The following is a 26,314-nucleotide window of genomic DNA, read 5'->3' as shown; positions in this document are numbered from 1 at the left end:
ACCCTCACGATGCTCTCCATCGCTCTGAGCGAGCTCATTCAGATCTTCCGCAACCGCCTTGTCCTGCTCAACAGCTTCATCATTCCCGTGGCTGCCTGCGCGTTCTTCGTCTACAGGCACGAAACCTTCGCGGACCTGCGCAGCCTCGGGTACATCGCGGCAGTGGTGATGTTCACCGTGGCAGCCTTCGGGCTCTACGCCAGTACGGTGACCACGCTGGCCTCGCGCCGTCAGACGCTCTTCCTCAAGCGGCTGCGCTCCACCCCGGCAAGCGACGCCGGCATCCTCTCCGGTCTTGTACTCCCGGTCACCGTCCTCGCGCTGGTCCAGGTGGCCGTGATCCTCGCCGTGCTTGCCGCGGTCGCGGGTGCGCCGGGCAACGTGCTCCTTCTGACGGCGGCGGTCCTCTCCACGGTGATCATGATGCTCGGCCTCGGCCTTGCCACGGCCGGACTGACGAACTCTCCCGAGCACGCTCAGGTGACCACGCTGCCCGTCAGCCTCGGCACCATGGCCGTCACCAACTGGGTGGCCATCACGGGCACCGAGGAGCTCACCCTGCTCAAGCGTTCGCTCCCCGGCGGTTCGGCCACCGAACTGGCCCTCAACGCCTGGAACGGCGGCGTTCCCGTGACGGAGTCCCTGCCGCTGCTGCTGCCCACACTGGGCTGGGTCATCGTCTCCGTAGCGCTGGCCTTCCGCCTGTTCCGCTGGGAACCGCGCCGCTGACCTCCTCGTCCAGGCTGCCCGTCAGTGTCCTGCGGCAGATGATCGAACTGTCCGTGAAAGATGTGCCGCGACGCCTGTGAGGTCCGGCTCGATCTCCGGACGCAGCACGAGTGCGTCGTCGTAGTCGCCGTGGTGCTCGTGGCGGTAGGGGAGTGGTGCGGTGTCCGGCAGCGCGCGGAGCCGGTCGCGCAGTTCGGCCGCGCGGGAGCGGTAGCCGTCGGCGTCGAGGCGGTCGGCGCCGTAGACGACGTACGGCGGGAGTGTGTCCATCCCCGTGTACCAGAAGGTGCCGTGCAGGAGCGGGAACAGCACTTCGTCCAGCTGTCCGTGGATCCCGCGCGCACCGAAGCCCGACTCCCGTGCGCCCACGGTGGTGATGACCATGGCGCGCTTGCCCGCGAGGCCGCCGTCCCCGTAGCGCAGGGTTCGCCCCCGGCGGTCCTGGAGCCCGAAGGCGAAGCCCTGCACGAGCACCCGGTCGAACCATCCCTTGAGGATGGCGGGCGGCCCGAACCACCACAGCGGGAACTGGAACACCAGCGCATCGGCCCAGGCGATCTTCTTCTGCTCGACGGTGATGTCGTCCGTCAACTCGGCCGCGCTGTAGGCGTGTTCCTGCTCGGCGCCGACCAGGAGCCGGTCGGCCGTTGCGCGGTGGAAGTCGCCGGAGTCGACCACGGGCTTCCAGCCCATGGCGTAGAGATCGGACTCGCGGACCTCGTGCCCGAGGTCACGCAGTTCCTGTATCCCGTCGTCACGCAGGGAGCCGTTGAGGGACTGCGGTTCGGGGTGTGCGAATACCCAGAGAATCTTCATGGCATCGATCCTCCGCCGCGGCCCGGCGAGGGACGAGTGGCCAGATGGCCAGGTAGTGCAAGGATCTGGCCAGCATCAGTCTTGCGGGATGTCCTTGACGAACACGATGCCGTCGATGTCCGTCAGGTGGGCCGGGTCGAGAGGGGCGTAGCCGAACCAGGGGGATACGCGGGGCGCGGGCGGTATGTCGGTGGCCAGGGCGGTGGCCAGCTTCGGGGCGTCGATTACGTGGCGGTCCTCCGGGAGTGCGTACAGGAGTCCTTCGAGGGTGTCCGGCGGCGGAGTGTCCACTCCCTGGTGCCGGATCGTGCCGAGTGCCGTGGCCACGAAGGCGTACTCCTCGCCGAGCTGCGCGCTCACCAGCGCACCGGCGCTCCACCACTCCAGCGGCACCCCGCCCATCCGCATCGAGCTCTTGGGCCGCTGGAGATGGGCGTTCTGGGCATGGACGAGCGCCGGGCCCCGTTCGGCGACGGCCAGGAGGTTGTGGGCCATCATCTGGTCCCGGGTGCCCGCGAGGCGGGTCATGCGGGCCGTCGAGGTGTCGGCCATCCAGTGGTGATAGCGCAGCAGGCCGGTGGCGGCGCGCCCGTGCAGGCGTGCCCGGTCCCAGTCGTCCCGCGAGGTCGTCGCCAGCAGGTGTGGCGTCTGCCGGTCGAGCAGTGCCACCAGATCGTCGGCGAGCAGCCGCAGCTGGCCGGCCTCGGGCGACTGCCCCGTGGACCGGGCCGGGTCCCACATCACGGCGGGATCGGTCCACCGGTCGTCGGCGCCGAGCAGGCCGTCGAGGGTGTCCGCGGTGCAGGGGAGCAGGTCGGCCTCGACGTGGGCCGCGAGGTAGCCGTGGAGTGCGGTGAGGGCCTGGCGGGGGCTCTCGGCGTGGGTCATCTCCAGCGGGCCGTCGAAACCGGCGAAGCGGAGCCGTTCGGACGCGGGCCTGCCGTCGTCGTCGGCGCGGACGTTGTGGGCGCGCATCCAGCGCACGAGTTCGCGGTTGGCCGCGGAGGCACCCCAGCCGTGGCTGATGCCCTGCTCCATGACCTCGTCGAGAGTGCCCGTGCCCGAGGTGACGTACTCGTCGACGATCAGGCCCCTCATGCAGTCGCTCTCGATCGCGATCGTCCGGTAGCCCTCCTGCTCGACGAGCTGCCGGAAGAGTTCGTTGCGCAGGTCGAGCAGAGCGTCTTCGCCGTGGGTGGGCTCGCCCAGGGCGAGCAGCCGGGGTCGCCGGGCCGGGAGCAGCCCCATGACCGCGGCGGCCTCGACGGCATGGACGGTGTCTTTGACGTCGGTAACCATGCCTTAAACAGTATCGTTGAACCTTCGGTTGAAACTTTGCCGCGATACCATGGGCCCTATGGGGAGAAACCTTCAAAGTGGTGATCGGCTGCGGCCGGTCGATCTCGCGCGCGGGCACGGTCTGTCCACGCAGGCGATCAGGAACTACGAAGAGGCGGGCATCCTTCCGATCGCCGCCCGAACGCCCCACGGCTACCGCACCTATACCTCGCTGCACGCGGCAGCCCTGCGCGCGTTTCTGGCTCTGCTGCCCGGCCATGGCCACCAGACTGCGACATCGATCATGCGGGCCGTGAACGAGGACGCGGTCGACGGGGCGTTCCGCCTCATCGACGAGAGCCACGCCCAGCTCCTCGACGACCGGCGCACCCTCCAGGCAGTGGCGAGCGCGCTCCGCGACCTGGCGCCCACCACGGGGCCCGAGTCCGGCGTCGGATCCGAACCCGGCGGCACATTCGTCGGGCCGCTGGCGGAGCAGCTCGGAATCCGGCCCGCGACGCTGCGCAAATGGGAGCGCGCGGGTCTGCTGAGCCCGCGCCGCGACCCGCGGACCGGGTACCGCGTCTACGACGAGGCCGACGTACGGGACGCCCGGCTCGCCCATCAGCTCAGGCGGGGCGGCTACCTCCTCGAGCAGATCGCCCCGCTGATCGCCCAGGTGCGTGCGGCCGGCGGCCTTGAGCCGCTGGAGGCCGCGCTGCGCGACTGGCACGGTCGGCTTTCCGCCCGCGGGCGGGCGATGCTGAACGGCGCCGCGGAGCTGGAGGCATACCTCCGCGAGCGCGGATGAGGCTTCGGTCGCCGTGCTGACCCGCTACGCGTATCGAGTGGCGTCTCACCCTCAAGGTGAGCGTGAGGGTGAGGGTTGGTGGGAGTGGGTCGGCCGGTGGCGGCAGGAGCAGACGCCCCCTACCAGGTGACCGGCAACTGGTGGACCCCGTAGATGACGGCGTCGTACTTGAAGGGGATCTCCTCCAGGTCCGTGGCCACCCGCAGGGTGGGGATGCGTCGGAACAGGGTCGGGTAGATGACCTGGAGTTCCATCCGGGCCAGGGGCTGTCCGACGCAATGGTGCGTGCCCGTGCCGAAGGCCTGGTGCAGGCGGGCGTCCCGGGTGATGTCGAGGCGGTCCGGGTCGGGGAAGACGGAGGGGTCCCGGTTGGCCAGCTCGCCGAGCAGGATCACGCCCTCCCCGGCGCGAATGGTGCGGCCCGCGATCTCGATGTCCTCCAGTGCGGTCCTGCGCCGACCCAGGTGCACGATGGAGAGATACCGCAGCAGTTCCTCCACCGCGGATGCGACCACCTTGGGGTCGTCGGTGTCGCGGATGACGGCGAGCTGGTCGGGGTGCTGGAGCAGCAGCAGAGTCCCCAGAGTGATCATGTTGGCGGTGGTCTCGTGCCCTCCGAGAAGCAGCAGTACGCCCATGGCGACGGCCTGGCGGCGGGTGAGCTCACCGGCCTTGATCTGCTCGCCGAGGTGAGAGAGCAGGTCGTCGCCGGGGCTCGTGAGCTTCTCTTCGACCAGGTGATCCAGATACTCGGCCAGGTTGGCGTGCGCGGCCTGCCGTGTCTCGGGGGTGGCGACGGCGGAGACGATGTCCTTGCTGTTGCTCTGGAAGAAGGCGTGGTCCTCGTAGGGCACGCCGAGCAGCTCGGAGATCACCAGGGAAGGGATGGGCAGGGCGAGCGCCTGGACCAGGTCGGCGGGGTTCGGCCCGGCGAGCATGTCGTCGATGAAGCCGTCCGTCATCTTCTGGACGAGGGGGCGCATCGCCTCGACGCGTTTGATGGTGAACACCCCGCTGACCATGCGGCGCAGCCGTGCGTGCTCCGGGTCGTCGAGGCCGACGAAGCTCAAGTCGGTCGCGTTGCCCGCGTGCTGACGGGCCGGATCCGGGGCGACCGGGCTGGGGAAGCCGGGGTGGGAGAATTTCGCACTGAGCCGGGCGTCGCCGAGCAGCGCCTTCTGCTCGGCGTGGTCGGTCACCACCCAGGGGGTGCTGTCGCCCCAGGAGCGGACCTTGGTCAGTGGGCCGTGCTGGGCCAGGTCACGCATCTGCGGCGACGGGTCGAAGGGGCAGACCGCCGAGCGGGCCGGGGGGAAGTCGGGTATGTCGGCCGGGGCGGTGTCGGTGGGGGGCACGCTGGTCATGTCCGTCCTTCTGTGGTGGTCGGGAAGTCGCCGGGGGAGGGGTGGGAGGGGCCGCCGCTTTCGGCGAGGAGGGATCTTGGGTGATCCGTCCCCGCAGGCGTGGGATCTGGGGTGATCTCGCCCGCCGGAGTCACGGGCTCGGCACAGTGGCGCGCGTGTCCGCGTCGACGAGGGCCTGGCGGTGCAGGCGGGCCTGCTTGGGCATGTTCCAGCCGAGTACGGCGGTGGGCCGTCCCGCCCGCGAGTAGCGGACAGCGAACCGGTGGTCCTGCTCGCTGCCCTCCACGACCGTCACCGCGGCATCGGCGGACGGTGTCCCGTAGACCTGGATCTTCGTGTCGAACTGGTCGGTCCAGAAGTAGGGGATGGGCGCGTAGGTACTGCCGGTGCCGAGGATGTTCGACGCGACGACCGCCGTCTGCTCGACCGCGCTCGTCCGGTTCTCCAGGCGCAGCGACGTGCCCAGGGTCGCGTGGTGCCAGCGCGCCACGTCTCCCACCGCGTAAATGCCGTCTGCCGCACGGCAGTTGGCGTCACACACCACCCCGTCGTCAAGGCGCAGGCCACTCCCGGCCAGCCAGGCGGTTGCCGGGGTGCAGCCGATGGCGACCACGACCACGTCAGCGGGCAGCGTCTCGCCGTCAGGCAACAGCACACCGCTGACCTGCCCCTGATCAGACGTCAGGCCGGTGACCGCGGTGTCGTTCACGAGGCGGACGCCGTTTCGGGTGTGCAACTCCGCCAGCAGTCCGGCGACCCTGGGGCCGAGCTGACCGGCCATTGGCGCCGACTGCGGACCGACCAGCGTGACGTCACGGCCCAACTGCCGGGCCGTGGCCGCGATCTCCGCGCCGAGCACCCCGTTTCCGGCGACCACGACCCGCGAGCCGCCCAGTAGATCGTTCCGTAGTGCGACAGCGTCTTCGAGCGTCCGCAGCACGTGCACGCCGCGCAGACCCTCCTGGCCGGGCAGCGTACGAGCCTTGAGGCCCGTGGCCACGACGACGGCATCGGCGCTCAGAGTGCGCCCGGAGGCCGTACGGACCGTGCGCGTCGGTACATCGAGGGCCACGGCGGCGTCGCCGAGCAGGAACTCGGCGTCGAGAGCGTCGAGGACTTCCTGACTGCGCAGTTGAGCCCGCTCGGGTTCCCAGGCGCCGGACAGGACCTGCTTGGACAGCGGCGGGCGGTCGTAGGGGAGGCGGGACTCGGCGCCCAGCACGGTGATCCGGCCTTGGTAGCCCTGGCGGCGGAGAGCTTCGGCCGTACCGAGACCGGCGGCGGAGGCGCCGACCACCAGGACGTGGCCGGGTGCGTTCACGAGTCCGTGCTGAGGTGGATGGCGGCCGTGGGGCAGACACCGGCTGATTCCCTGACGGCCGCGTGCTGTTCCTCGGGCGGTTCGGTGCTGAGCAGCACCACGATGCCGTCGTCGTCCCGCTGGTCGAACACTTCGGGGGCGATCAGTACGCAGCTTCCGGCACCGCAGCACTTGTCCTCTTCGACGGTGATCTTCATGGTCCGGTGTCCTCCAGATGGTTGTGGGGGGAGCGGGGGGAGGTGACAGGTGCGGTGAACAGGCCGACGAGCGCGTCGCAGAGCGAATCGGCCGTGCGCCGCCAGGAGTCGTGCAGCGGCACTCCGCCGTCGGCCAGGGCGCGCTCGCGTTCCGCGCACGCGTGGGTCAACAGGTCGCGGGCCATCGCCGCGCGCTCCGCGCGCACTTGGGCCGACAGCATGTGAAGGCATCGGCCGAGGCCGTCCAGGGTCTGTTGCAGATACGGCCTGACGAGCGCCTCGTCGGTGACGATCGCGCGCAGCAGGGGGTCGGTCATGACCTGAACCGCGCAGCGGGCGTGCCAGGAAGGAACGCCGAGCGAGTCCAGATACTCCGGACCCGGGCGCACCAGGCAGTCCACCCAGTCCCGGATGTCCTCGCTGTCGCCGATCTCCTCCAGGTACCGCTTCCGGATGAGGTCGGTGGCCTCGCCGTGCCTGGCCATGATGGCGCGCACCAGAACGGCCCTCGACGCGAAGTGGTAGCTGACGGCGGTGACGTTGCCCTGCCCCGCCGCCTCGCCGATCTGGCGGTTCGACACGGCGGAGAGCCCCTGCTCGGCGAAGAGTCGCTCCGCGGCCGACATGATCGCCCCACGGGTCTCCGCCACGCGTTCGGCCCGCAGGCGGGTGAGCGGCTTCGTCTCCTGGCGTCCGGCCACGTGCGGCCTCCACGGTTCGGCGGTTCGTGCTGGTACCAGGAGTCAAACGCATGCCTTTTCATAAGTCAATCAACTGACTTAAAAAAGGGTCATGGCTGTGTGTCAGGGCGAGGATCATCGTCGCCATCGCCCCGGTTCAGCCGCTCGCGCGCGTGCTCTCCCGCACCGTCAGCTCGTACCCCGCGGTCAGCCGGGTGGGCGGTGCCATCGCGCCGGCGTCGATCCTGCGCAGCAGCGCGTCGACGGCCAGTTCCGCGATGCCCCGCTTGTCCGGGGCGACCGTGGTCAGGCTCGGCACGCTGTAGCGGGACTCCTCGACGTCGTCGAAGCCGACGACCGCCAAGTCGCGCGGGATGCGCAGGCCGTGCTCGTGCGCCACCCGCAGCGCGCCGGAGGCCAGCAGGTCGTTGAAGCAGAACACGGCGTCCGGCGGGTCCTCCAGCGTCAGGAGCGTACGCATCGCGGTGGCTCCCTCGGCGCGGGTGAACGCCCGGGTGTCCGGAGCGAGTTGAGGGTCGTGGGGGACACCCGCCGCGTGCAGCGCGGTCAGATAGCCGTGCATGCGCTGGACCGTCGTGGCGTGGGCGGGCGTCGAGGGCTGGCCGATGACGGCGACGCGGCGCCTGCCGAGGGACAGGAGGTGGTCGGTGGCCTCGCGCGCCGCCGCTGAGTTGTCGATCAGGACGTGGTCGGCCGGGATCTCGTACGACTGCTCGCCCAGGAGCACCAGCGGTACGCGGCGTTCGCGGGCGGCGAGTACCTGCTCGTCGAGCCGGAGCGGGCTGAGCAGGACGCCGTCGATGAGCGGATCGCTGAGTCCGCAGGCGATACGGAGTTCCTCGTCCGCGCTGCCCCCGGTGTCCTCGATGAGCACGGTGCAGCCGCGCTTCTTCGCGGCCGCGATGACCTCGGCGGCCAGTTCGGCGAAGTACGGCGCCACGAGTTCGGGGACGGCGAGCGCGATGATGCCGCTGCGCCCGGTACGCAAGTGGCGTGCCGAGGCATTGGGTTGGTAGTCGAGGTCGGCGATGGCGCGCAGGACGCGTTCGCGTGTCCGGTCGGCGACTCCGGTCTCGCCGCGGACGACGTTCGACACCGTCTTGATCGATACCCCGGCGCGCTCCGCGACGTCTTTCAGGCGGGTGCCTGCCACGGTTTTCTCCCTCCCCCGACAGCAGCAGCGTACGTCATGGTTCAACGTTGTAATCGGCAGGGGCCGATGTGGATTCGTCGAGTACGTGAACAGGTAATGCGTCCCTAGGTGTTGACGCCGTATTGCCAGCTGAGTACAACGTTGTAAACGCAGCGAGCGGCCAGAGGTGTGGTTGTCATCGCGGCGGCATTCCAACGTTGCATTCCGCATCAGTCTTGTCCGTCTTGTCTGTCCTGCTTCTCCTTGCTCCGCTTGATGTTCCCCTTGTTCCCCTTGTTCGCCGTGGAAGGACGCATGCCCATGCGGGACCGCATACCGACCCCGTCGCCGCCCGCCCCGTCCCGCCGCCGTGTGCTGCGCACAGGGCTCGCGGTCGGTGCGACCGGCGCCGCCGCGCTCACTGCCACGGGCTGCGGCAGCACCCTGGCGCAGGGGTTCACCGGCGGCGCGCCCTCACCGTCGCGGCTGAACTTCTGGAACCCGTTCACCGGCGGCGACGGCGAGCGGATGCTGGCGATGCAGGACGCCTACCGGTCGTCGCACCGCTCGGTGGACCTGAAGTCGGCGACGTTCCTGTGGGGCAACCCGTACTACACCAAGCTCACGCTGGCCACGCTCGGCGACCGGCCGCCGCAGGCCGCGGTGATCCATCTGTCGAAGCTGCCCACGCTCGCCGAGGCCGGCCTGCTCAGCGAGCTGCACCCCGAGGACCTGGCCCGGCACGGCCTGACCGAGGACAAGTTCGACGCGCGGCCCTGGCGCAAGTCCCAGTTCGACGGGAAGCCGCACGCAGTGCCGCTGGACACGCACCCCTTCGTGCTCTACTTCCGCACGGACATCGCCGAGAAGGCCGGACTGCTCGACGGCAAGGGCCAGTTGGCGGACGTCGACGGGCCCGACGCGTTCATCGACGCGCTGCGTGCGGCCAAGGAGGTCACCGGCGCCTGGGGCGGTTCGATCGCCTCGGTGAAGGACGCCTCGATGCAGTTCCGCATCTTCTGGTCGCTCTACCGGCAGATCGGCGGCGGGGATCTCGTCGCCGACCAGGGCAAGAAGGTGGTCATCGACACGGCCGCCGCGGCCGAGGCGCTCGCCTACATCCGCCGCCTCAGCGAGGAGAAGGTGATCCCCGCCAACACCGACGGCAAGGGCGCCATCACCCTGCTGACCACCGGCAAGGCCGGATTCCTGATGGACGGCGTCTGGCAGGCCCTCGCGGTCCAGTCGGCGAAGGTCGAGTTCGACATGCGGCCCCTGCCGCGCATCTTCAAGGACGCTCCCTACGCCTGCGCCGCCGACTCGCACGCCCTGGTGCTGCCGAAGGCGCCCTCGGCGAAGGCCCAACGCCTCGACCTCTCCCTGGGGTTCGCCGCGTCGATGCTGCACTCCAGCAAGCTGTGGGCGGAGGGCGGCCATGTGCCGGCCTGGCTGCCGACACAGAGCTCACGCGCGTACAAGGAACTTCAGCCGCAGTCGCACTACGCCACGGCCGCCGACGGTGCGGTCTACGACCCGGCCGCCTGGTACGGCGGCGCGGGAGGCACCATGCAGACCGTGGTGGGCGACGTGGTGACCACCGTGTTCACCGGCGACACCAGCCCCACCGCGGGCGCCGCCCGGCTGCGCCGCGAGCTGCAGACCCTGGCCTCGCGCCCCGCTCCCGTATGAGCAGGGCCCGCTGACGACTGCCGCTCGCCCCCTTGCTCCGCCCGACCCCCCTCGCTCCACCCGCCCCTGGATCCCGTACGCCTTGACCGAAAGGCCGAACCGTGGCCACGACGACCGCGAACTCCCCGATATCCAGCAGACGCGAACGCTGGGCAGGCCCGGGGATGCTGCTGCCCTTCGCCCTCTTCTACCTGGTGTTCCTGGTGGGGCCGCTGATCTACACCGTGGTCGCCGGGTTCTTCGACACGAGCCTGCTCAGAAGTGGCCTCGGTGAATTCGCGGGCCTTTCGAACTACAAGGCGGTGCTCGGCGACGCGGAGTTCTGGCGGACCCTGCGCAACACCCTGTGGTTCACGGTCCTGACGACCGTGCCGCTGGTGCTGCTCAGCCTGGTCCTCGCCCTGCTCGCCGACCGGTTCGTGCGCGGCCGCTGGTTCTTCCGGTTCGCGTTCTTCGCACCGTTCGTGCTGCCCTCCGCCGTCGTCTCGCTGCTCTTCATGTTCATCTACGCCGATCAGCTGGGCCTGGCCCAGGAGGCGGTGAAGTGGTTCGGCGTCGACACCCCGCCTTCCTGGCTCGGTGACCCGGACTGGGCGATGTTCTCCATCGCGGCGGCCACGGTGTGGTGGACCGTCGGCTTCAACTTCGTGCTCTATCTGGCCGGTCTGCAGGACGTGCCGCGCGAGGTCCACGAAGCGGCCGCCATCGACGGGGCCGGGCCCTGGCAGCGCATCCGGCACGTGGTCGTGCCGATGCTGGGCCGTACGACGACCCTTGTGACGGTGTTGCAGGTCATCGCCTCGCTGAAGGTCTTCGACCAGATCTACATGATGACCAACGGCGGCCCCGACGGCAGCACACGCCCCTCACTGCAACTCATCTACGACACCGGGTTCGTCGAGGGCCGCGTGGGCTACGCCTCGACCGTGTCGCTCCTGCTGTTCCTGGTGATCCTGTTCGTCTCCCTCGTCTGGTTCGCCCTCGTACGCCGCGCCGAGAAGGAGAACTGACCATGACCGCGATCGCCACGCGACCGGAGACCGAGCCCCGCGGCAGCACCGCACCGCCAGCCCCCCGCCGCGACTCCGAGCGCCTCTTCAACCGGGTGGCGCTCGGCACGCTCATCGCCCTGGCCGTGCTGTGGCTGGTGCCGCTGGCCTGGGCGCTCGCCACCTCGGTGCGGCCCGCCCAGGAGGTCGTGACCAACCCGACCGGATGGTTCACCGCGCACCCGACCCTGTCCGCGTACGGGGAGATCTTCGACGCGGGCAAGCTGCCCTACTGGTACGCCAACAGCTTCATCACCTCGATCCTCACCACCGTCCTCACGGTGATCATGGCGTCGTTGGCCGCGTTCGCCCTGTCGCAGACCCGCTTCCGGGCGCGCCGGGCCGCGTTCGTGATGCTCCTCGCCGGGATCATGATCCCGGGCCAGGTCCTGATGATCCCGCAGTTCCTCGCGCTCCAGTCGGCGGGCCTGCTGAACACCTACTGGGGCGTGGTCCTGCCCCAAGTGCCCAATGTGGTGGCCGTGTTCGTCTTCAAGCAGTTCTTCGACGGCATCCCGCGGGAGCTGATCGACGCGGCGCGCGCGGACGGGGCGGGCTGGTTGCGCACCTACTGGCAGATCGTGATGCCGATCTCCCGGCCCGCCGTCTCCGCGGTCACGATCTTCGTGTTCGTGGGCGTCTGGAACAACTTCCTGTGGCCCCTGCTCGTGGTGACCGACCCGGAGATGATGACGCTGCCCGTCGGGCTCACCTCCGTCCAGGACGTGTTCGGCGTGCCCTACGCCCAGCTCATGGCTTCCGCCGTGCTCGGCGCGATCCCGCTGCTCGCCGTCTTCGCGCTGTTCCAGCGCCGCATCGTCGAGGGCATCGCCGGTACCGGCCTGAAGTGACCCACCTGAAGTGACCTACCTGAAGTGACCCACCCCCTGCCCGACCGCTGCCCGACCCGAGAATCCGCACCATAGAGAGAGGCGCCAGAACATGCCGCACACCGCACGGTTCGTCATCGACCCCGAGTTCAGCGTCGGCGACGTCGACCCGCGTCTGTACGGAACCTTCGTCGAGCACATGGGACGCTGCGTCTACACCGGCATCCACGACCCCGAGCACCCCACCGCCGACGCCGACGGATTCCGCGGAGACGTCGCGGAACTGGTCCGCGAACTGGGCACCGGCCTCGTGCGCTACCCCGGCGGCAACTTCGTCTCCGGCTACCACTGGGAAGACGGCGTCGGCCCTGTCGCCGATCGCCCGCGCAGGCTCGACCTGGCCTGGCGCTCCATCGAGACCAATCGCGTCGGAACCAATGAGTTCCTCGGCTGGGCACGCCAGTTGGGCCTCGACCCGATGATGGCCGTGAACCTGGGGACGCGCGGTATCGACGCCGCCCGCGCCCTGGTCGAGTACTGCAACCACCCGGGCGGCACGGCCTGGTCGGACCTGCGCATCAAGCACGGCGTGACCGATCCGCACGGCGTGAAGCTGTGGTGCCTCGGCAACGAGATGGACGGTCCGTGGCAGACGGGCCACAAGTCGGCCACCGAGTACGGGCGGCTCGCGGCCGAGGCGGGCAAGGCGATGCGCCAGGTCGACCCCTCCATCGAGCTCGTCGCGTGCGGCAGCTCCAACTCGCGGATGCCGACGTTCGGCACCTGGGAGCGTGAGGTCCTGGAGCAGACCTACGACGAGGTCGACTACCTCTCCCTGCACGCCTATTACGAGGAGTTCGACGGCGACCGCGCCAGCTTCCTCGCCTCGGGCGCCCACATGGACCAGTACATCCGCGACGTGGTGTCGACCGCCGATCACGTACGGGCGGCGCGCGGAGCCAAGAAGCACATCAAGCTCTCCTTCGACGAGTGGAACGTCTGGTACGCCGCCCGCTTCGTCGGTGAGCGCAACCTGGAGACCGCCGAGACGCCCCGCCTCATCGAGGACACGTACAGCGTGACCGACGCCGCCGTGGTCGGCTCGCTGCTCATCACGCTGCTGCGCAACGCCGACCGGGTGGCCATCGCCTGCCTCGCCCAGCTGGTCAACGTCATCGCACCCATCCGCACCGAGCCCGGCGGCGCCAGCTGGCGCCAGACCATCTTCCACCCCTTCGCCCAGGCTGCCCGGTTCGCCACCGGCCGCGTCCTGCGCACCGACGCCACCGGGCCCCGCATCGACACACCTCAGTACGGCGATGTCTCCACCCTCGACACCGTGGTGACGCACGACGAGGAGAGCGGCGCGCTCACCGTTCTGGCCGTCAACCGCGACCAGGAGCAGCCGTTGCGACTCGAGGCCGCGCTGCGCGGGGAGGCCGCCGGATACCGCATCGTCGAGCACCTGGTCCTCGCCGACCAGGACCCCGACGCGGTCAACACCGAGGCCGAGCCGGACCGGGTCGTGCCGCGCCGCGCGTCCGGGACGCACATCACCGCCGAGGGCGCGCTCGCGGCCGAACTGCCGCCGGTCTCCTGGAACGTGATCCGTCTCGCGCCTCAAGGCGACTGAGTCCGCCAGCAGTTCGACCTGTTCCGTCCTGCGCACACACACCCACACCCACACCCACACCGCAGAGTCAGGAGAGGCCCATGTCAGCGCACCATCCCGCACGACCACGTCTCCTCCGCCCCACCGTCCTGTTCCCCGTGCTGCTCGCTTTTCTGGCGGCACTGTTCGTCTCGCAGTCAGGGTCGTCGGCCGACGCCGCGACCGGCACCCTGCTGCGTGACGGCACCGGCCTGTACCCGCGAGCCGTCAGACTCGCCCACAGCGGCGACGCCAACGGCCGGATCCTGGCCTCCGTGGTCACGTTCTCCGGGAACAACGGGCTCGGCGCCATTCACGAGAGTACGGACGGCGGCGCGTCGTTCCGTGATGTCGGAACGGTGCGCGATCCCGAGGCCGCGGGCGGGCAGGGACTGTGCTGCTCGACGCTGTACGAACTCCCGCAACGTGTGGGCAAAATGCCCGCGGGCACGCTGCTGTGGGCCGCCTCCGTAGGCCAGGACGAGGCGAACCGGCGCATGGCTCTGCGGGTCTTCAGGAGCAATGACGTGGGCCGCAGCTGGAGCTACCTGTCCACGATCGCCACCGCGTCGAACGACAAGGGGCTGTGGGAGCCGGAGTTCTCCGTCGACGCCTCCGGGAAACTCGTCGCGCACTACTCCGACGAGACCGATGGCACCCACAGCCAGAAGCTGGTGGCCGCCCGCACCGCGAACGGAGTGAACTGGACCGGCCACCACGACACCGTCGCCAGCACGCTCGCCTCGGACCGGCCCGGCATGGCGGTGGTGCGCAAGATGGGTGACGGGACCTACTTCATGTCGTTCGAGATCTGCGCGGCCGCCGGACAGTTCCAGTGCGTCGTGCACTACCGGACCTCGTCCGACGGCTGGAACTGGGGCGCTGTCACCTCCCTGGGCATCCGCCCGGAGACCGCCGACGGCAAGTACTTCAAGCACGCGCCGAACCTGGCGTGGGCGCCCGAGGCGGGCAACCCCAAGGGCAGGCTCTTCCTCGTCGGCCAGGTCATGTACAACCGCGACGGCAGCAAGGCGGCCGGGAGCGGACGCACCGTCTGGGTCAACAGCGCGGGCGGCGCCGGAAAGTGGCGGGAGATCCCCGCGCCGGTCGCCGTCGAGTCGACGACCGTCGACTACTGCCCCAACTACAGCTCAAGCCTGCTGCCGTCGGCCGACGGCAACAGGCTCCTCGAAATCGCCACGGACTGGTCCGGCTCGGTCTGCAAGCCGTACTTCGCCACCGGGGCGGTGCCTGCGGCCTGAGCGCGCGACGCCGGCCGGGGTGGTGCCCCATCCCGGCCGGCGTCGGCGGGTCCTCCTCATGGACACGAACGAGCGGCGCCCCCGGGTTCCTGGTTGCAGCCACATGGGGGAGCCCGCAGCGAGCCTTCGATGCCCGGACGCCGCCAGCCGCTACCGAGGGATCATGACCTACGACCCCCTCGACGAGATGTTCCGGCGGATCGACCTGACGCAGGCCATGGAGGCGCAATTCGGCACCAGTCGAACGTGGCCGCTGCACCTACGTGCCGCCCACGCCCAACTCGAGCAACTGCGCAGGCTGCTGGGTGACACCCACTACGAGGCGTTCACGGTGAGCGCCCTCGAAGCCGTCCGACGTCGCGCGGAGGGCCAGGACCCCAAGGACCTGCACGGCCAGTACCTCGGTCGAGAGCTGATCAAGCAAGAACGGACCTTCGGTGAGGACGAGGCCCAAGTCGCATGGGGCATCGCCTTCGGGCTCTCCGTCCTCCTCGACGACGACCAGTACGAGCAGGCCATCACTGCCGCGGCAGCTGCCTGCGGGAACAGCGTCGCCGGTCTCTCGGGAGCCGGTGCCTGAGAGTGCCTGAGCCGCGCGGCGCCTCCCAACGCGAGGAGAGGCCGCCATGTCCTGGGCGACCGTCAGCGCCTCCCGGCCCCCAGGGCCACTGGCGCTACGCCGGATCGATCAACACAATGGGCGCATGACCAAGCCTGCATCCGCGCCGAACGCAGAGCAGTTTCAGGCTGTCGCCGAGGCGCTCAGACGGGCGATGGTGCCTGGCAGGCAGCGGTACGGGTCCGATTCCGAGGGCGGCGCTGGTGCCGAGGCCGAGTACGAGTACGGGTCCAACCCAACTCCGCTCACCGCCGAGCTCGGCTCCTGCCACTGCCTGTGCGACACCCACCCCGAGTTCCCCGGAGCGTGCAGCGGCTACGCCGAACCAGGTCTCACCGTCGTCTCCAACGCGCCCACCGTCGGCCCGCAGCAGGTGCCGTTGTGCCGCAACTGCCACGACGTCCGCATGGGCCTCGCCCCCCAAAGCGAATCCGACCTGGAAGCGGTCACCGACACCTGCACCTGCCACTGCCGGGCCAATCACCCCGGCCGCCCCGGCATCTGCGAAGCCGCATCCGAGGACGGGACGACGATCGACGGCGAACCGGCCTGCCTCGAATGCGCGGGCGCCGCCGGCCGCGGTCGTCCGGACGGCGCAGGGCTCTGACCTTGCTCGCGAGCCATTCCGCCGGGCATCAATCGATGGTCGACGATCGCCCGATCGCGTCCTGAGCGGCAACAGCCGTGAGTACCGCGTCGGCCAGTTCCTCGGGCGACCGGAAGTCGCTCTCCGCATCGATATCGATGTGATCCAGGCCCAATCTGTCGATGTCGTCCCGCACGAGCGCCTGGTAGCGCAGGGTGCGGGCCAGGAACTGGTCGATCAGGTGCCGTTCCTCGGTGGTGACTTCGTCGTAGCGGCTGCCCTTGTACATACGGGCGCGGACGACAGGGTCCTGGGCGGTGAGCCACACGGCGGCCGTGCGGGGGACCGTCAGCCTGGCGACGCGGTCCGGCCAGAGCGCCGAACCCTCCAGGACGAGGCCCGCTCCGGCACGGCTCCCGGCCACGCTCTCCGTGATCAGTTCCCGGATGCGGGGCCACAGCCGCTCGTAGTGATCCAGAACAGACGAGATCAGCTCGTCCACCGGCAAGGATCCGTAGTGTTCGGCGACGTGGGCAGGCACTTCCCGGTCCGGCGTTCGCCAGGGCCGCCCCGGGTGCCGCGCCAGGCTGTCGGTCGACAGGTACTCGAACCCCATTCTGTCCGCCACCACTTGGGCGACGGTCGACTTCCCCACATGCGACGTTCCCCCGATCAACACCACCCGCACACCGTGCATGGGGGCGACCTTACTGAGTGTCGGGCGGTGCCGCCGCCGGGCCTCGGCCCGGTTTCCGAGCCGAAGCCTCAGTAGCTCAGCGCCTCACTTGTTGACCAGAGTCCGGTCGAGGAGGGGGAGCAGGCGGTCCCAGTGGCGTTGCAGCGCGGAGGGGTTGAACGCGTCGGTGTCGGACATGGTGAAGCCGTGGATGGTGTCGGGGTAGATCTCGATGGAGTGGCCGACACCTGTGGCATCCAGGGCCTGGTCGAGCTCGCTGATGGCTTCGGGCGTCAGGTCGCCCTCGGCGAGGCCGAGGTGGACCTGGGCGGTGAGCTTCGGGACGAGGCGGTGCGGGCTGTCGGGTGCGTCGGTGACCAGGAAGCCGGGGTGGAATCCGGCGACGGCCGCCACCTGATCCGGGTGGGCCGTCGCCGTGCGCATCGCCAGGGCGGCGCCGAGGCAGTAGCCGATCACACCGACGGGCCCCGCGCCGACCTCGGGCTGGGTGGTGAGGAACCTGAGATAGGCGTCGGCGTCACGCAGGACGCGTTCGGTGGTGTGCGCCTCGACCAGGGGCATCAGCTGGGCGAAGACCGCGGCCCTGATCTCTTCCCCGATGTGCTCGGGGAGGTCGATCACCGGTGCCGGGCCGTGCCGGTAGTAGAGGTTGGGGACGAGCACGTAGTAACCGTGCTCGGCCAGTTCGCGGGCCTTCTCCTCCAACTCGGGCCGCAGGCCGAAGGCGTCCGGGTACAGCAGCACTCCCGGAAGCCGCTCGCCACGGTCGGGGAAAGCGGCGAAAGCGTCGGCCTGACCGTCGGTGGTGGGAATCTGCAGTGACTTGGTGGGCAAGTTGTTCCTCCTTGGGGTGCTGCCAGTCCACAGCCATACCGGGGTTGAGGTCAATTGGAGATCAATGTGGCGCGCGCGTACGCCGTGACGACTGCCGCTCTACGCTCTTTGCACCGCACCGCACCGTCCCTCGCTCGCCCACCCCAGGAGCGCCCGCGTGACCGAACAGCCGACCAAGCCCGGCGTTCCCATACCGGACAGGGCGAACGCGGGGGGAGGGAGCACTCCTGTCGAGTGCTCCCCCCCTCCGCCGTCAGCTTCCCACGGTCAGGGCGCCCTGAAGGGCGTCAGTGCCGCGGGCCCTGCTTCCGGTCGCGCATGCCTTCGCCCTTGGCGTTGCGCTCGCCCTTGGCGTCGTCGAACTCGATCTGCTCCTTGCGCACGGTGTCGGAGACCTCCTGGGTCTCGGTGACCTTCTCGGTCTCCAGGCGGACCCGCTCGACCGGCACGGACTCCTTGCTGACCACCGCCCTCTCGGCGTGCAGGGTCACTTCGGTCTGCTCCTCGCCGATGTTGGCACGCGTGCTGCGGTCACCCTCGCGGATGGGCTCGCGTACGACGCGCACCTCCTCGTGGGAGAGGGGCACGGAGGTCTTCACGTCCTCGCTGACGACCACCTTGCGCAGTCGGGCGTGCCCGACCTCTTCCTCTTCCGTCCCGACACGCAGCCGCTCCTCGGAGCGCACCATCTCGTGTTCGTGGGCGGCCTTGCTGTCGTCGGCCGCTCCGGATCGGGTCGCGAACTCACGCGCGCCCGCGTTGCGGCCCTCGCCTGCGCCCATGCCCATACCGGCACCAGCACCGGCACCGGCCATCCCCGCGGCCCCAGCGCGGTCGCGGCCACTGGCCGCCGGCTTACGGGGCTGCTGCGTGCCACCGGGACGGGTGAGGCCGTAGTGGGCGTAGAGGTCCTGCTCCTGGTCCGGCTCGAGGTGCTGGTCGGCGTCCACGCGCGGGGCCTCCTTGACGGCCTCCTTCGTGGCCGCCACGTGCAGCTCGTCCTGCTGGCGGCGGGCTCCGGAGAGCGGCACGAAGCTCTGCTTCATACCGAAGAGACCGGTCTTGACGGTCACCCACTCGGGACGCCCAGTTCGGTCGTCGAGATACACCTGCTCGACGCTGCCGATCTTCTCGCCGGTCCGGTCGTAGGCCGTAAGGCCCGCGAGCCCATCGGCGCTGGTGAAGGCCTCGCCCTGAGTCATGGGTGATCACTCCCTCGCAGCGGGCGACGGGCAGAATCGAATTTCGCCACGGACGTCGCACGCGTCCCCTCCATCGCGCGCCCCACAGGTGCGTGACGCAACCAGGAGAGTCACTGAGCGTGCGCGGATGGCTCGCCGAGAGCCCTTCGGGGGGCTATTTGCGGCGATCGGGCCGATCTGGTCCCTCATTCCCTCGTTAGCCCGTTCGAGTGAGGGGGTGGGGGTGGCTAGGGGAGGGCTGCCCCTACCGGGAGGGTTGCTGCCCCCAGTGGCAGGGCCGCCCGCATCAGGACCTGTTCCGTTTCGGACGGGAAGAAGCCGGTGATCCCCTGCATCAGGCACAGCGCGGTGCTCACGCGTCGGGGGAGCGGCCGCAGCAGTCCCACCGGCGCGAGGGCGGGCCCGCACGGTTGGGTTCGTGCCCGGTCCAGTTCGTTCTCGGCGTCCTGGACCTCACCGTTGTGGATGTGGACGAGAGCGCGCCGGACACTGCCTGACGCCTGTTCCGAGACGGTCAGGAGCGCGGCGATGCCAGATGCGGTGATACCGGTGGCTGTGGTGCCGGACGTGGCCGTGGTGGTGCCCGATGTGGCGGGGTCGGCGGTCGGCCGGGTCGCGGCCGTCGCGGATCCGGTGGGGGCGCACTCGCGGGCAGCCAGCCGGAGATGGGTGCTTGCCTGGTCCAGGATTTTGACGATCGCACACAACCGTCCCGTGTCGAACGAGGCCATGGGATGACTCCTCTTCGATGCCGCGTGGCGATGAACACGCGCACGAGTATTTGGTCCTTCAGGCGTATCACCGGTACATGCCCTGCCCGAACCCCCGAGAGGGGAGCGCACGCGGCGCGCAGGGAAGGGTGCACGCGGGCACACGGACCCGGATTTCCGCCTGGGGGCGCACAGTTCGGCCGCGCATGGGACGAGTTCGGGGCTACGGCTTGGGGCTCAGCCCCTGTCGGTCGCTACCCTTCGATGCCCTGTTCGGGGCAGTGCACCGCCGGGGTGCGAGCCATCTCCACCGTGAACTGCGCTCCCGCGAGCAGCGCCAGGTTGGACACCCAGAGCCACACGAGGAACACGACCACTCCCGCCAGCGAGCCGTACAGCTTGCCGTAGGTGCCGAACCCCGAGGCGTACAAGGTGAACAGGCCCGAGGACAGGAGCCACAGCAGCGCGGCAAGCAATCCGCCGGGCAGGCTGCGGCGCCAACCGCGCTCCGAGGGCGGCGCGTTGAAGAAGAGTACGAGGACGAGCAGGACCACCAGGCAGACCAGGGTGGGCCATTTCATGACATTCCATACGGTCTGCCCCGCGTCGCCGACACCGGCGTACTGCCCCACGGCCTGGGCGAGCGAGCCGCTCAGTACGAGCACGACCGCACTGGCGGCCAGCAGCGCGAGCAGGGCGACGGCGGTCATGAGCACACGGTGCGCCTTGCGCCACGCGGGCCGCGTGTCCTTCACGCCGTGCATCGCGTGCAGCGCCCGCCGGAAGACGGCCGCGTAACTGGAGGCGGACCACAGCGCGCTGACCCCGCCGGCGACCACGACCGTCACGGCGGCGGAACGCGCGCCGGCCATCTCGGTGAGCGCCTCGTTCAAGGCGCTGCCCGCCTGCGCCGGCGCCCAGTCGGTGACCTCGGCGATGAGCGTCTGCGTCGTGCCGGGACTGACGAGGCTGATCAGGCTGACCGTGACCAGGAGGGCGGGCAGCAGAGCGAGAATCGCGTAGTACGTCAACGCCGCGGCCCAGTCCGACACGTCGTCGTTCCACATCGACACCGGGGTACGGCGCAGTGCGGCCCCCCGCCGCGCCCACGGGGAAGGGGCATCGGCCCGCCCGGCAGCAGCGGAGAGTGTGCCGGACCCGTCCGCGACGCCGGCGGACGCCGCATGCGCGGGTGTCGCGGAACTGTCCATGGGGCTACTCCTCGTTGTCTCTTGCGGACGGCGCTCTGCGCCGCCTTCCCGGCTCGACCCCTTGGACACGTGTCGCGCGGGTCCGTCACGCGGAAGCGGGCGGAAAGTAATCTTCCCCTTCCCGCTGCGCGCCGGTCGCAGCGGGTACCAGCGCACCCGTGCACGTGAACACGCTTGCGGACGTTGCCGTTCCATGACATAGCGGACGGAGCTGTGACGCGGGCGGGGGCAACGGGTGCGGGGTGTCGCGGGTCGTATGTGGCATGAGGGTCGGGCAACAGACAGGCCGGCCTTTCGACAACGGGGAGTTGACGATCATGAGCGTTCGTATGAGCCGAGGACTGTGTGCACTGGGGGCCGCGGTGGCAGTGGCGGGTGTGGTGGCCGGTACGGGTCCGGCGGCCGCCGCCGACTCGCCCCGGTTCCTGGCTCCGTCCGAACTGCCGCCGCACGCGACGTCGGCCTGGACCGCGGGACCGGTGACCGCCGGGCAGCCCGACCCGCTGCCGATGTGTGTGGGAGGTGCCCTGCCGTCGATCTCCGTGCACCGCGCCTACCGCACCGACCTCGACACCGGCGCCCTCCAGGTGACGGTCGTCGAGCGCAGCGAGCAGCGTGCCAAGGACTTCGCGGCCCTGTTGCGCAAGGACCTCGACAACTGCGCGAAGGATCTGATGAACCAGGATCCCGAGATCACCGCGACGCAGAAGTACTACGGAAAGCTGAACGTCGAGGAGGGCGCCCACGTCTACGGCGTCCACACCGAGGCCACGTGGGGAGCCTCGGACATCAACATGTTCTCGGTCGGCCGGGACGGCACCACGGTGACACTCGTCCAGTGGGGACAGATGGGCGGCTTCGCCCAGGCGCAGGTGGCCGACTTCAAGACAACGACCGTCAAGGCGGTCAACAAGCTGTACTGACGAGACAGGAGTGACCCCAGTGTCACCGGTGCCGCCCGTCGTCTCGACCGACGGGCGGCACCGGTGCGTTCCGCGCGTGCCTTTCGCCCGAGTTCGAACCCCCTACTTCCGGCCAGGATTAGGTTAGGCTAACCTTCATGCCGTGAGATCAGGTGAACGCGCAGGTAGCGCTACCCGTCCGCGCGGTCACGAACTGTCCGCCGAGCACATGACCGTGTCGTACGACGGCGTCGATGTCGTCCACGACGCCGCCATCCAGCTAAGGCCCGGCGAAGTGACGGCCCTCGTCGGACCCAACGGAAGCGGCAAGTCGACGCTGCTGCGCACCGTCGCCCGCCTGCAGGGCGCCCGGCTCGGCACGCTGACCCTGGATTCCGGCACGGCCGAGGCCGCCGACGGCTTCGACCTCACCGCCCGTCAGTTCGCCCGGCGCGTCGCGCTCCTGACCCAAGGACGCCCCACGCCCGGAGGTCTGACCGTCCGTGACGTCGTGGAGTTCGGCCGCTACCCCTACCGGGGCCGCTGGGGCCGGACGGATGCCGGTGGCGTCGCCGTGGTGGACCGCGTGCTCGCCATGACCGGCGTCGACGGTCTGGCCGACCGCGCCGTCGACCAGCTCTCCGGCGGACAGCTCCAGCGGGTGTGGCTCGCGAGCTGTCTGGCCCAGGAGACCGGCGTACTCCTCCTCGACGAGCCGACCACCTACCTCGACCTGCGCTACCAGATCGAACTCCTCGACCTCATGCGTGACCTCGCGGACGACGGCGGCATCGCCGTCGGCGTCGTCCTGCACGACCTCGACCAGGCGGCCGCCGTCGCCGACCGGATCGCCCTGCTCGACGCGGGGCGCATCGTCGCCGACGGCGCCCCCGATGACGTACTGCGACCGGAACGCCTGTCCGAGACCTACGGCATCCGCATCGAGGTCGACACCGACCCCCTCACCGGCCGGCTGCGCACCCGCGCGATAGGCCGCCACCACAGCAGACGTGAAAGGCTCCACACCTCCTCATGAGACGCCCCCTCATCGCCGCGGCGGCCGCCAGCGCCGTGGCCCTCATCCTGTCCGGTTGCGGCACCTCCGAGCCCGCCGAGACCGGTTCGGACAAGAAGTCCGAACCGATCACTCTCACCGACGCGGGCGGCGCGACGGTGAAGCTCGACGGCCCGGCCAAGAAGGTCGTCGGCACCGAGTGGAACGTCGTCGAATCCATGGTCACACTCGGCGTGGACCCCGTCGGTGTCGCCGACGTCAAGGGCTACAAGGCGTGGGACTCGGCGGTACCGCTCAAGAACGAGCCCAAGGACATCGGCACCCGCGGTGAGCCGAGCATGGACACCCTCGCCGGTCTCACCCCGGACCTCATCGTCACCACGACCGACATGTCGGCGTCCGCGGTGAAGCAGATGAAGAAGGTCGGCCCGGTCCTCCAGGTCAAGGCCGCCGACGGCGCCGACCAGGTCGGGCAGATGATGGACACGCTCGACGTCATCGCCAAGGCCACCGGCACGACCGACGAGGCCAAGAAGGCCAAGGAGTCGTACGAGGCCAAGGTCGCCGAAGGCAAGAAGGCGCTGAAGGAGGCCAAGCTCGACGGCTCGAAGGTCGCCTTCGCCGACGGCTACGCCGCCTCCAACCAGGTCTCCATTCGCGGCTACACCAGCAACTCCCTGCTCGGCGCCGTGAATGAGGACCTCGGCCTCAAGAACGCCTGGAAGATCAAGGGCGACAAGGACTACGGCCTCGCGACCACCGACGTCGAAGGCCTCACCGAGCTCGGTGACGACGTGCGGTTCGTCCACATCGGCAACAAGACCGACGGTACGAGCGACGTGTTCACCGACGAACTCGCCAAGAACGGCGTCTGGAAGTCGCTGCCGTTCGTCAAGTCCGGTGACGTGCACCCGGTGGCCGACGGCATCTGGATGTTCGGCGGGCCCGGGGCGATGGAGGCGTACATCGACGCCCTCGTCGACGCCCTGACGAAGTAACGCCGTGGCCGTCACCGCAACTCCCCCCGCCACGCCCGAGCGCGCGGCTGTGTCCTCCTCGGGTGCGGTCGCGGTGACGGCCGGGCTCGTACTTCTGGTCGCCGTCCTGGCCGTCGTCGACGTCACCCAGGGCACCAGTTCCGTCGGCCCCGGCCAGGTGTGGAAGGCACTCACCGGCCAGGCCGAGCAGGGCGACTCCTCCGTCGTCATCGCCTCACGCGTGCCGCGCATGGTCGCCGGGATACTCATCGGCCTCGCGCTCGGCGCGGCGGGCGTCGCGCTGCAGGCGGTGAGCCGCAATGTGCTCGCCGCGCCGGACACCCTCGCCGTCAACGCGGGTTCGTACCTTGCCCTGACCGCGCTGGTCGCCAGCGGTACGACGGCGCCGCTGCTCGCCTCCTCGGGAGTGGCGTTCGTCGGTGGACTCGCGGCGGCCGCCGTCGTGCTCGTACTCGCGGGGCGGAGCGCCGGAACGGTCCGCCTCGTCCTGGCGGGCAGCGCGCTCGCCCTGGGACTCAACGCCATCACCGAGGCGTTGCTCCTGCTGTTCCCCGAACGGACCGAGGGCCTCTACCAGTGGGGCCAGGGAAGCATCAGCCAGAACGGATTCGACGGCGTGGCCCAGATGGCGCCCGTCATCGTGGCCGCCCTCGCGGGCCTGCTCCTCATCGCCCGCCGCATCGACGCCCTGGCCCTCGGGGACGACGCCGCGCACGGGCTCGGCATCCCGGTCCGCGGCACGCGCGTCACGGCCGTCGTCCTCGCGTCGCTGCTCGCTGCCGGGACAGTGACCCTCGCAGGGCCGATCGCCTTCGTGGGGCTGTGCGCACCGGCCCTCGTACGGCCACTCGCCGGCCGTTTCCGTGCGCTCGTGCGCCATCGGACCCGCATCCCCGTCGCGGGTCTCGTGGGCGCGGCCCTCGTGCTGGGTTCCGACGTACTCCTGCGTGCTGTGACGTCGTCCCAGACCGCGGTCACCGTGCCCACGGGCGTCATCACGAGCGTCGTCGGCGCCGTGTTCCTCGTCGTCATGGCGATGCGCACCCGCGACAGCGGCCATGCCGGCGCGCCGGACCGGCTGCGCATTCCGAGCCGGACGGCGTACGTCATCACCGTGGTGCTTCTCGTGGGCGCGCTGGTCGGCGTCACGACCGCCGCGGTGCTCGTCGGCGACAGCACGTTCCTGCTCGGCGACGTGGTCAACTGGCTGCGGGGACAGTCGGGCCAGGCCATCACCTTCGTCCTCGACACCCGCGTGCCGCGCGTGCTCGCCGCGCTCCTCGCGGGTGCGGCGCTGGCCCTGTCCGGCACGCTCGTGCAGTCCGTGACCCGCAATCCGCTCGCGGAACCGGGCGTCCTCGGCGTTTCCGGCGGAGCGGCGCTCGGCGCGATCATCCTCGTCACCTCGGCACCGGGCTCGGGACCGTGGAGCATCGCGGGCGCGGCGTTCGCCGGCGCCGCGGTCAGCTCCCTGGTCGTCTTCGGGCTCGCGGCGAAGGGCGGCTTCCAGAACAGCAGGCTCGTCCTCGTCGGTATCGGCGTGTCCTCGGGAACGATGGCGCTCATCAGCCTGCTCATCGTGCTCACCGACCGGTTCAGCGCGACCAAGGCGCTGATCTGGCTCTCGGGCTCCACCTACGGACGGACCGGCACCGACGTCCTGCCGGTCGCGGCCGTACTCGTGGCGGCGACGGTCGTGGCCGTCGCCCGCCGCAAGGAACTCGACCTCGTGTCGCTCGACGAGGACACCCCCCGGCTCCTGGGCCTCGACCTGGCTCGTGGACGCCTCGGCTTCCTCGTCGTGAGCGTGCTGCTCAGCGCCACCGCCGTGGCCGCCGCCGGCACGATCGGCTTCGTGGGCCTCGTGGCACCGCACGCGGCTCGCGCGCTGGTGGGGCGACGGCACGTACGGGTCGTGCCGGTCGCGATACTCCTCGGGGCGACCCTCGTCTGCCTCGCGGATCTGCTGGGCCGGACCGTGATCGCCCCGGCCCAGATGGGCGCGGGGCTCATGACGGCGGTCGTCGGGACGCCCTACTTCGTGTACTTGCTGGTGCGCAGCCGCCGGTAGCGGGTGGCGGCTGCGTGCTGCTACGACGCCATGGTTCCGCGCTGCCTGAGCAGCGGCAGCACGTGGTTCCTGACCGCTGGAGCGAGCTGAACGTCCTGCTCGTGACCGGAGACCCACCGCAGGGCGGACAGCTCCGCGGCGGGCTCGGGCACTTGGCCGATGTACGCCTCGAAGACCGTCAGCTTCATGGGTGTCCGCTCAAGGGCCGCCATGGCCTCGACATGGGCCAGGAACTGCGGTTCCAGGGGCTCCACCCCGAGTTCCTCGTCCAGTTCACGGACCAGGGTCTCCAGCTGTGACTCACCCGCATCAGGCTTGCCGCCCGGCAGGTAGAAGACATCGGGGGCCGCCTGTTTGCTGACGACGAGGAGGTGTCCCTCCTGAACGATCGCGGCTGCCACCACGGCCAGCGGGGCTTCCCCGTCGATGTCGTGGGCGGCGTGCGTTCCACTGTCGTGTGTCATACGGGCCATCTTCCCAGGAACCTCAACAGCACCCATGGCGCCCGAACGTGGGCCGGAGCGGGACAGAAGTGGCCCCGCCGCGACGGGGGGACGCGGCGGGGCCAACTAAGCGAGTGCCCGGCGAGGCGCGACTCACTCCTGCTTTCGGCTGTTTGTTTTCAGCGGTGATCCGGCA

Annotated in this window: 26 protein-coding genes; 13 read left to right on the top strand and 13 right to left on the bottom strand. The window is 70.0% G+C overall.

Translation table 11 applies throughout. The features are described 5' to 3' along the window. The first annotated feature begins 9 nt into the window (after positions 1-9). On the top strand, positions 10-729 hold the full coding sequence (locus ACZ5CR_RS38820; RefSeq protein ID WP_468866654.1) for an ABC transporter permease: 720 nt from the start codon (positions 10-12) through the stop codon (positions 727-729). A 21-nt stretch (positions 730-750) separates the two neighbouring features. Here ACZ5CR_RS38820 and ACZ5CR_RS38815 read toward each other — a convergent pair whose 3' ends face one another. Then, positions 751-1,545, bottom strand: coding sequence for an NAD(P)H-dependent oxidoreductase (locus ACZ5CR_RS38815; RefSeq protein WP_468866652.1), 795 nt, complete (start codon positions 1,543-1,545; stop codon positions 751-753). A gap of 75 nt (positions 1,546-1,620) precedes the next feature. Further along, positions 1,621-2,844 (bottom strand): erythromycin esterase family protein, encoded by a 1,224-nt coding sequence (locus tag ACZ5CR_RS38810; RefSeq protein ID WP_468866650.1) that lies wholly within the window; start codon positions 2,842-2,844, stop codon positions 1,621-1,623. Positions 2,845-2,902: 58 nt separating this feature from the next. Between ACZ5CR_RS38810 and ACZ5CR_RS38805 the strand changes: the two genes are divergently transcribed. After that, positions 2,903-3,634, top strand: a complete 732-nt coding sequence (locus ACZ5CR_RS38805; RefSeq protein WP_468866648.1) for a TioE family transcriptional regulator — start codon at positions 2,903-2,905, stop codon at positions 3,632-3,634. Positions 3,635-3,753: 119 nt separating this feature from the next. On the opposite strand, the gene ACZ5CR_RS38800 is transcribed toward ACZ5CR_RS38805, so the two are convergent. From ACZ5CR_RS38800 to ACZ5CR_RS38780, 5 genes are all read right to left on the bottom strand, one after another. After that, positions 3,754-4,998, bottom strand: a complete 1,245-nt coding sequence (locus ACZ5CR_RS38800) for a cytochrome P450 (RefSeq protein WP_468866646.1) — start codon at positions 4,996-4,998, stop codon at positions 3,754-3,756. Between the two features lie 130 nt (positions 4,999-5,128). Further along, on the bottom strand, positions 5,129-6,319 hold the full coding sequence (locus ACZ5CR_RS38795; RefSeq protein ID WP_468866643.1) for an NAD(P)/FAD-dependent oxidoreductase: 1,191 nt from the start codon (positions 6,317-6,319) through the stop codon (positions 5,129-5,131). Next, positions 6,316-6,516 carry a ferredoxin gene (locus tag ACZ5CR_RS38790; protein WP_468866641.1) on the bottom strand — a complete coding sequence of 67 codons (201 nt, stop codon included), beginning with the start codon at positions 6,514-6,516 and terminating at the stop codon, positions 6,316-6,318. Before ACZ5CR_RS38790 ends, ACZ5CR_RS38795 begins: the two co-directional genes overlap by 4 nt. Then, the gene (locus ACZ5CR_RS38785; protein ID WP_468866718.1) at positions 6,513-7,142 is read right to left on the bottom strand and encodes a helix-turn-helix domain-containing protein; all 630 of its coding nucleotides are present in this window, start codon (positions 7,140-7,142) and stop codon (positions 6,513-6,515) included. The genes ACZ5CR_RS38790 and ACZ5CR_RS38785 overlap by 4 nt, the downstream gene beginning before the upstream one ends. Before the next feature lie 211 nt (positions 7,143-7,353). Continuing rightward, positions 7,354-8,370: a LacI family DNA-binding transcriptional regulator gene (locus ACZ5CR_RS38780; RefSeq protein ID WP_468866639.1), complete on the bottom strand. Its 1,017-nt coding sequence runs from the start codon at positions 8,368-8,370 to the stop codon at positions 7,354-7,356. 300 nt (positions 8,371-8,670) lie between these two features. Here ACZ5CR_RS38780 and ACZ5CR_RS38775 point away from each other — a divergent pair, with 300 nt between their 5' ends. The 7 genes from ACZ5CR_RS38775 (at position 8,671) to ACZ5CR_RS38745 (ending at position 16,056) form a co-directional block, all read left to right on the top strand. Further along, a complete protein-coding gene (locus tag ACZ5CR_RS38775; RefSeq protein ID WP_468866636.1) occupies positions 8,671-10,038 on the top strand; it encodes an extracellular solute-binding protein in 1,368 nt (455 codons plus the stop codon). Between the two features lie 101 nt (positions 10,039-10,139). Then, on the top strand, positions 10,140-11,048 hold the full coding sequence (locus ACZ5CR_RS38770; RefSeq protein WP_468866633.1) for a carbohydrate ABC transporter permease: 909 nt from the start codon (positions 10,140-10,142) through the stop codon (positions 11,046-11,048). 2 nt (positions 11,049-11,050) lie between these two features. Next, a complete protein-coding gene (locus tag ACZ5CR_RS38765) occupies positions 11,051-11,938 on the top strand; it encodes a carbohydrate ABC transporter permease (RefSeq protein ID WP_468866630.1) in 888 nt (295 codons plus the stop codon). Between the two features lie 91 nt (positions 11,939-12,029). Then, complete coding sequence (arfA, locus tag ACZ5CR_RS38760; RefSeq protein ID WP_468866628.1) at positions 12,030-13,550, top strand: arabinosylfuranosidase ArfA; 1,521 nt, start codon at positions 12,030-12,032, stop codon at positions 13,548-13,550. Positions 13,551-13,630: 80 nt separating this feature from the next. Next, the gene (locus ACZ5CR_RS38755) at positions 13,631-14,830 is read left to right on the top strand and encodes a sialidase family protein (protein ID WP_468866625.1); all 1,200 of its coding nucleotides are present in this window, start codon (positions 13,631-13,633) and stop codon (positions 14,828-14,830) included. A gap of 163 nt (positions 14,831-14,993) precedes the next feature. Beyond that, positions 14,994-15,410: a hypothetical protein gene (locus tag ACZ5CR_RS38750; RefSeq protein WP_468866622.1), complete on the top strand. Its 417-nt coding sequence runs from the start codon at positions 14,994-14,996 to the stop codon at positions 15,408-15,410. A gap of 124 nt (positions 15,411-15,534) precedes the next feature. Then, positions 15,535-16,056: a hypothetical protein gene (locus ACZ5CR_RS38745; RefSeq protein WP_468866620.1), complete on the top strand. Its 522-nt coding sequence runs from the start codon at positions 15,535-15,537 to the stop codon at positions 16,054-16,056. Positions 16,057-16,084: 28 nt separating this feature from the next. On the opposite strand, the gene ACZ5CR_RS38740 is transcribed toward ACZ5CR_RS38745, so the two are convergent. The 5 genes from ACZ5CR_RS38740 to ACZ5CR_RS38720 all read right to left on the bottom strand — a co-directional run bounded on the left by ACZ5CR_RS38740 (position 16,085) and on the right by ACZ5CR_RS38720 (position 20,689). Continuing rightward, the gene (locus ACZ5CR_RS38740) at positions 16,085-16,732 is read right to left on the bottom strand and encodes a hypothetical protein (protein ID WP_468866619.1); all 648 of its coding nucleotides are present in this window, start codon (positions 16,730-16,732) and stop codon (positions 16,085-16,087) included. Between the two features lie 84 nt (positions 16,733-16,816). After that, positions 16,817-17,566, bottom strand: a complete 750-nt coding sequence (locus ACZ5CR_RS38735; protein ID WP_468866616.1) for a dienelactone hydrolase family protein — start codon at positions 17,564-17,566, stop codon at positions 16,817-16,819. A gap of 287 nt (positions 17,567-17,853) precedes the next feature. Further along, positions 17,854-18,768: a DUF2382 domain-containing protein gene (locus tag ACZ5CR_RS38730; RefSeq protein ID WP_468866614.1), complete on the bottom strand. Its 915-nt coding sequence runs from the start codon at positions 18,766-18,768 to the stop codon at positions 17,854-17,856. Between the two features lie 227 nt (positions 18,769-18,995). Then, a complete protein-coding gene (locus ACZ5CR_RS38725) occupies positions 18,996-19,499 on the bottom strand; it encodes a hypothetical protein (RefSeq protein WP_468866613.1) in 504 nt (167 codons plus the stop codon). Between the two features lie 233 nt (positions 19,500-19,732). Further along, on the bottom strand, positions 19,733-20,689 hold the full coding sequence (locus ACZ5CR_RS38720; protein ID WP_468866612.1) for a YihY/virulence factor BrkB family protein: 957 nt from the start codon (positions 20,687-20,689) through the stop codon (positions 19,733-19,735). 317 nt (positions 20,690-21,006) lie between these two features. On the opposite strand from ACZ5CR_RS38720, the gene ACZ5CR_RS38715 reads away from it, so the two are divergent. The 4 genes from ACZ5CR_RS38715 to ACZ5CR_RS38700 all read left to right on the top strand — a co-directional run bounded on the left by ACZ5CR_RS38715 (position 21,007) and on the right by ACZ5CR_RS38700 (position 25,675). Further along, positions 21,007-21,612, top strand: coding sequence for a hypothetical protein (locus ACZ5CR_RS38715; protein WP_468866609.1), 606 nt, complete (start codon positions 21,007-21,009; stop codon positions 21,610-21,612). A 208-nt stretch (positions 21,613-21,820) separates the two neighbouring features. Next, positions 21,821-22,627, top strand: a complete 807-nt coding sequence (locus ACZ5CR_RS38710) for an ABC transporter ATP-binding protein (RefSeq protein WP_468866716.1) — start codon at positions 21,821-21,823, stop codon at positions 22,625-22,627. Next, positions 22,624-23,604, top strand: a complete 981-nt coding sequence (locus tag ACZ5CR_RS38705; RefSeq protein ID WP_468866607.1) for an ABC transporter substrate-binding protein — start codon at positions 22,624-22,626, stop codon at positions 23,602-23,604. Before ACZ5CR_RS38710 ends, ACZ5CR_RS38705 begins: the two co-directional genes overlap by 4 nt. Before the next feature lie 4 nt (positions 23,605-23,608). Further along, positions 23,609-25,675, top strand: coding sequence for an iron ABC transporter permease (locus ACZ5CR_RS38700; protein WP_468866605.1), 2,067 nt, complete (start codon positions 23,609-23,611; stop codon positions 25,673-25,675). Between the two features lie 20 nt (positions 25,676-25,695). Here the strand turns inward: ACZ5CR_RS38700 and ACZ5CR_RS38695 are convergent, their stop codons facing one another. After that, positions 25,696-26,139 carry an NUDIX hydrolase gene (locus tag ACZ5CR_RS38695; RefSeq protein ID WP_468866602.1) on the bottom strand — a complete coding sequence of 148 codons (444 nt, stop codon included), beginning with the start codon at positions 26,137-26,139 and terminating at the stop codon, positions 25,696-25,698. Positions 26,140-26,314 lie beyond the last annotated feature (175 nt).

The organism is Streptomyces sp. NPDC031274 (genome assembly GCF_055570235.1).
This window is presented reverse-complemented; position numbering and strand designations above follow the sequence as displayed.

Bases quoted from the DNA above. Each gene is read 5' to 3' on its own strand.
- ACZ5CR_RS38765 (WP_468866630.1), top strand. From the start codon at position 11,051: ATGACCGCGATCGCCACGCGACCGGAGACCGAGCCCCGCGGCAGCACC.
- ACZ5CR_RS38790 (WP_468866641.1), bottom strand. From the start codon at position 6,516: ATGAAGATCACCGTCGAAGAGGACAAGTGCTGCGGTGCCGGAAGCTGC.
- ACZ5CR_RS38715 (WP_468866609.1), top strand. From the start codon at position 21,007: ATGAGCGTTCGTATGAGCCGAGGACTGTGTGCACTGGGGGCCGCGGTG.
- ACZ5CR_RS38815 (WP_468866652.1), bottom strand. From the start codon at position 1,545: ATGAAGATTCTCTGGGTATTCGCACACCCCGAACCGCAGTCCCTCAAC.
- ACZ5CR_RS38785 (WP_468866718.1), bottom strand. From the start codon at position 7,142: ATGTCGGCCGCGGAGCGACTCTTCGCCGAGCAGGGGCTCTCCGCCGTG.
- ACZ5CR_RS38775 (WP_468866636.1), top strand. From the start codon at position 8,671: ATGCGGGACCGCATACCGACCCCGTCGCCGCCCGCCCCGTCCCGCCGC.
- ACZ5CR_RS38810 (WP_468866650.1), bottom strand. From the start codon at position 2,844: ATGGTTACCGACGTCAAAGACACCGTCCATGCCGTCGAGGCCGCCGCG.
- ACZ5CR_RS38720 (WP_468866612.1), bottom strand. From the start codon at position 20,689: ATGGACAGTTCCGCGACACCCGCGCATGCGGCGTCCGCCGGCGTCGCG.
- ACZ5CR_RS38805 (WP_468866648.1), top strand. From the start codon at position 2,903: ATGGGGAGAAACCTTCAAAGTGGTGATCGGCTGCGGCCGGTCGATCTC.
- ACZ5CR_RS38710 (WP_468866716.1), top strand. From the start codon at position 21,821: ATGACCGTGTCGTACGACGGCGTCGATGTCGTCCACGACGCCGCCATC.
- ACZ5CR_RS38800 (WP_468866646.1), bottom strand. From the start codon at position 4,998: ATGACCAGCGTGCCCCCCACCGACACCGCCCCGGCCGACATACCCGAC.
- ACZ5CR_RS38755 (WP_468866625.1), top strand. From the start codon at position 13,631: ATGTCAGCGCACCATCCCGCACGACCACGTCTCCTCCGCCCCACCGTC.
- ACZ5CR_RS38705 (WP_468866607.1), top strand. From the start codon at position 22,624: ATGAGACGCCCCCTCATCGCCGCGGCGGCCGCCAGCGCCGTGGCCCTC.
- ACZ5CR_RS38745 (WP_468866620.1), top strand. From the start codon at position 15,535: ATGACCAAGCCTGCATCCGCGCCGAACGCAGAGCAGTTTCAGGCTGTC.
- arfA (WP_468866628.1), top strand. From the start codon at position 12,030: ATGCCGCACACCGCACGGTTCGTCATCGACCCCGAGTTCAGCGTCGGC.
- ACZ5CR_RS38740 (WP_468866619.1), bottom strand. From the start codon at position 16,732: ATGCACGGTGTGCGGGTGGTGTTGATCGGGGGAACGTCGCATGTGGGG.
- ACZ5CR_RS38730 (WP_468866614.1), bottom strand. From the start codon at position 18,768: ATGACTCAGGGCGAGGCCTTCACCAGCGCCGATGGGCTCGCGGGCCTT.
- ACZ5CR_RS38820 (WP_468866654.1), top strand. From the start codon at position 10: ATGCTCTCCATCGCTCTGAGCGAGCTCATTCAGATCTTCCGCAACCGC.
- ACZ5CR_RS38695 (WP_468866602.1), bottom strand. From the start codon at position 26,139: ATGACACACGACAGTGGAACGCACGCCGCCCACGACATCGACGGGGAA.
- ACZ5CR_RS38750 (WP_468866622.1), top strand. From the start codon at position 14,994: ATGACCTACGACCCCCTCGACGAGATGTTCCGGCGGATCGACCTGACG.
- ACZ5CR_RS38725 (WP_468866613.1), bottom strand. From the start codon at position 19,499: ATGGCCTCGTTCGACACGGGACGGTTGTGTGCGATCGTCAAAATCCTG.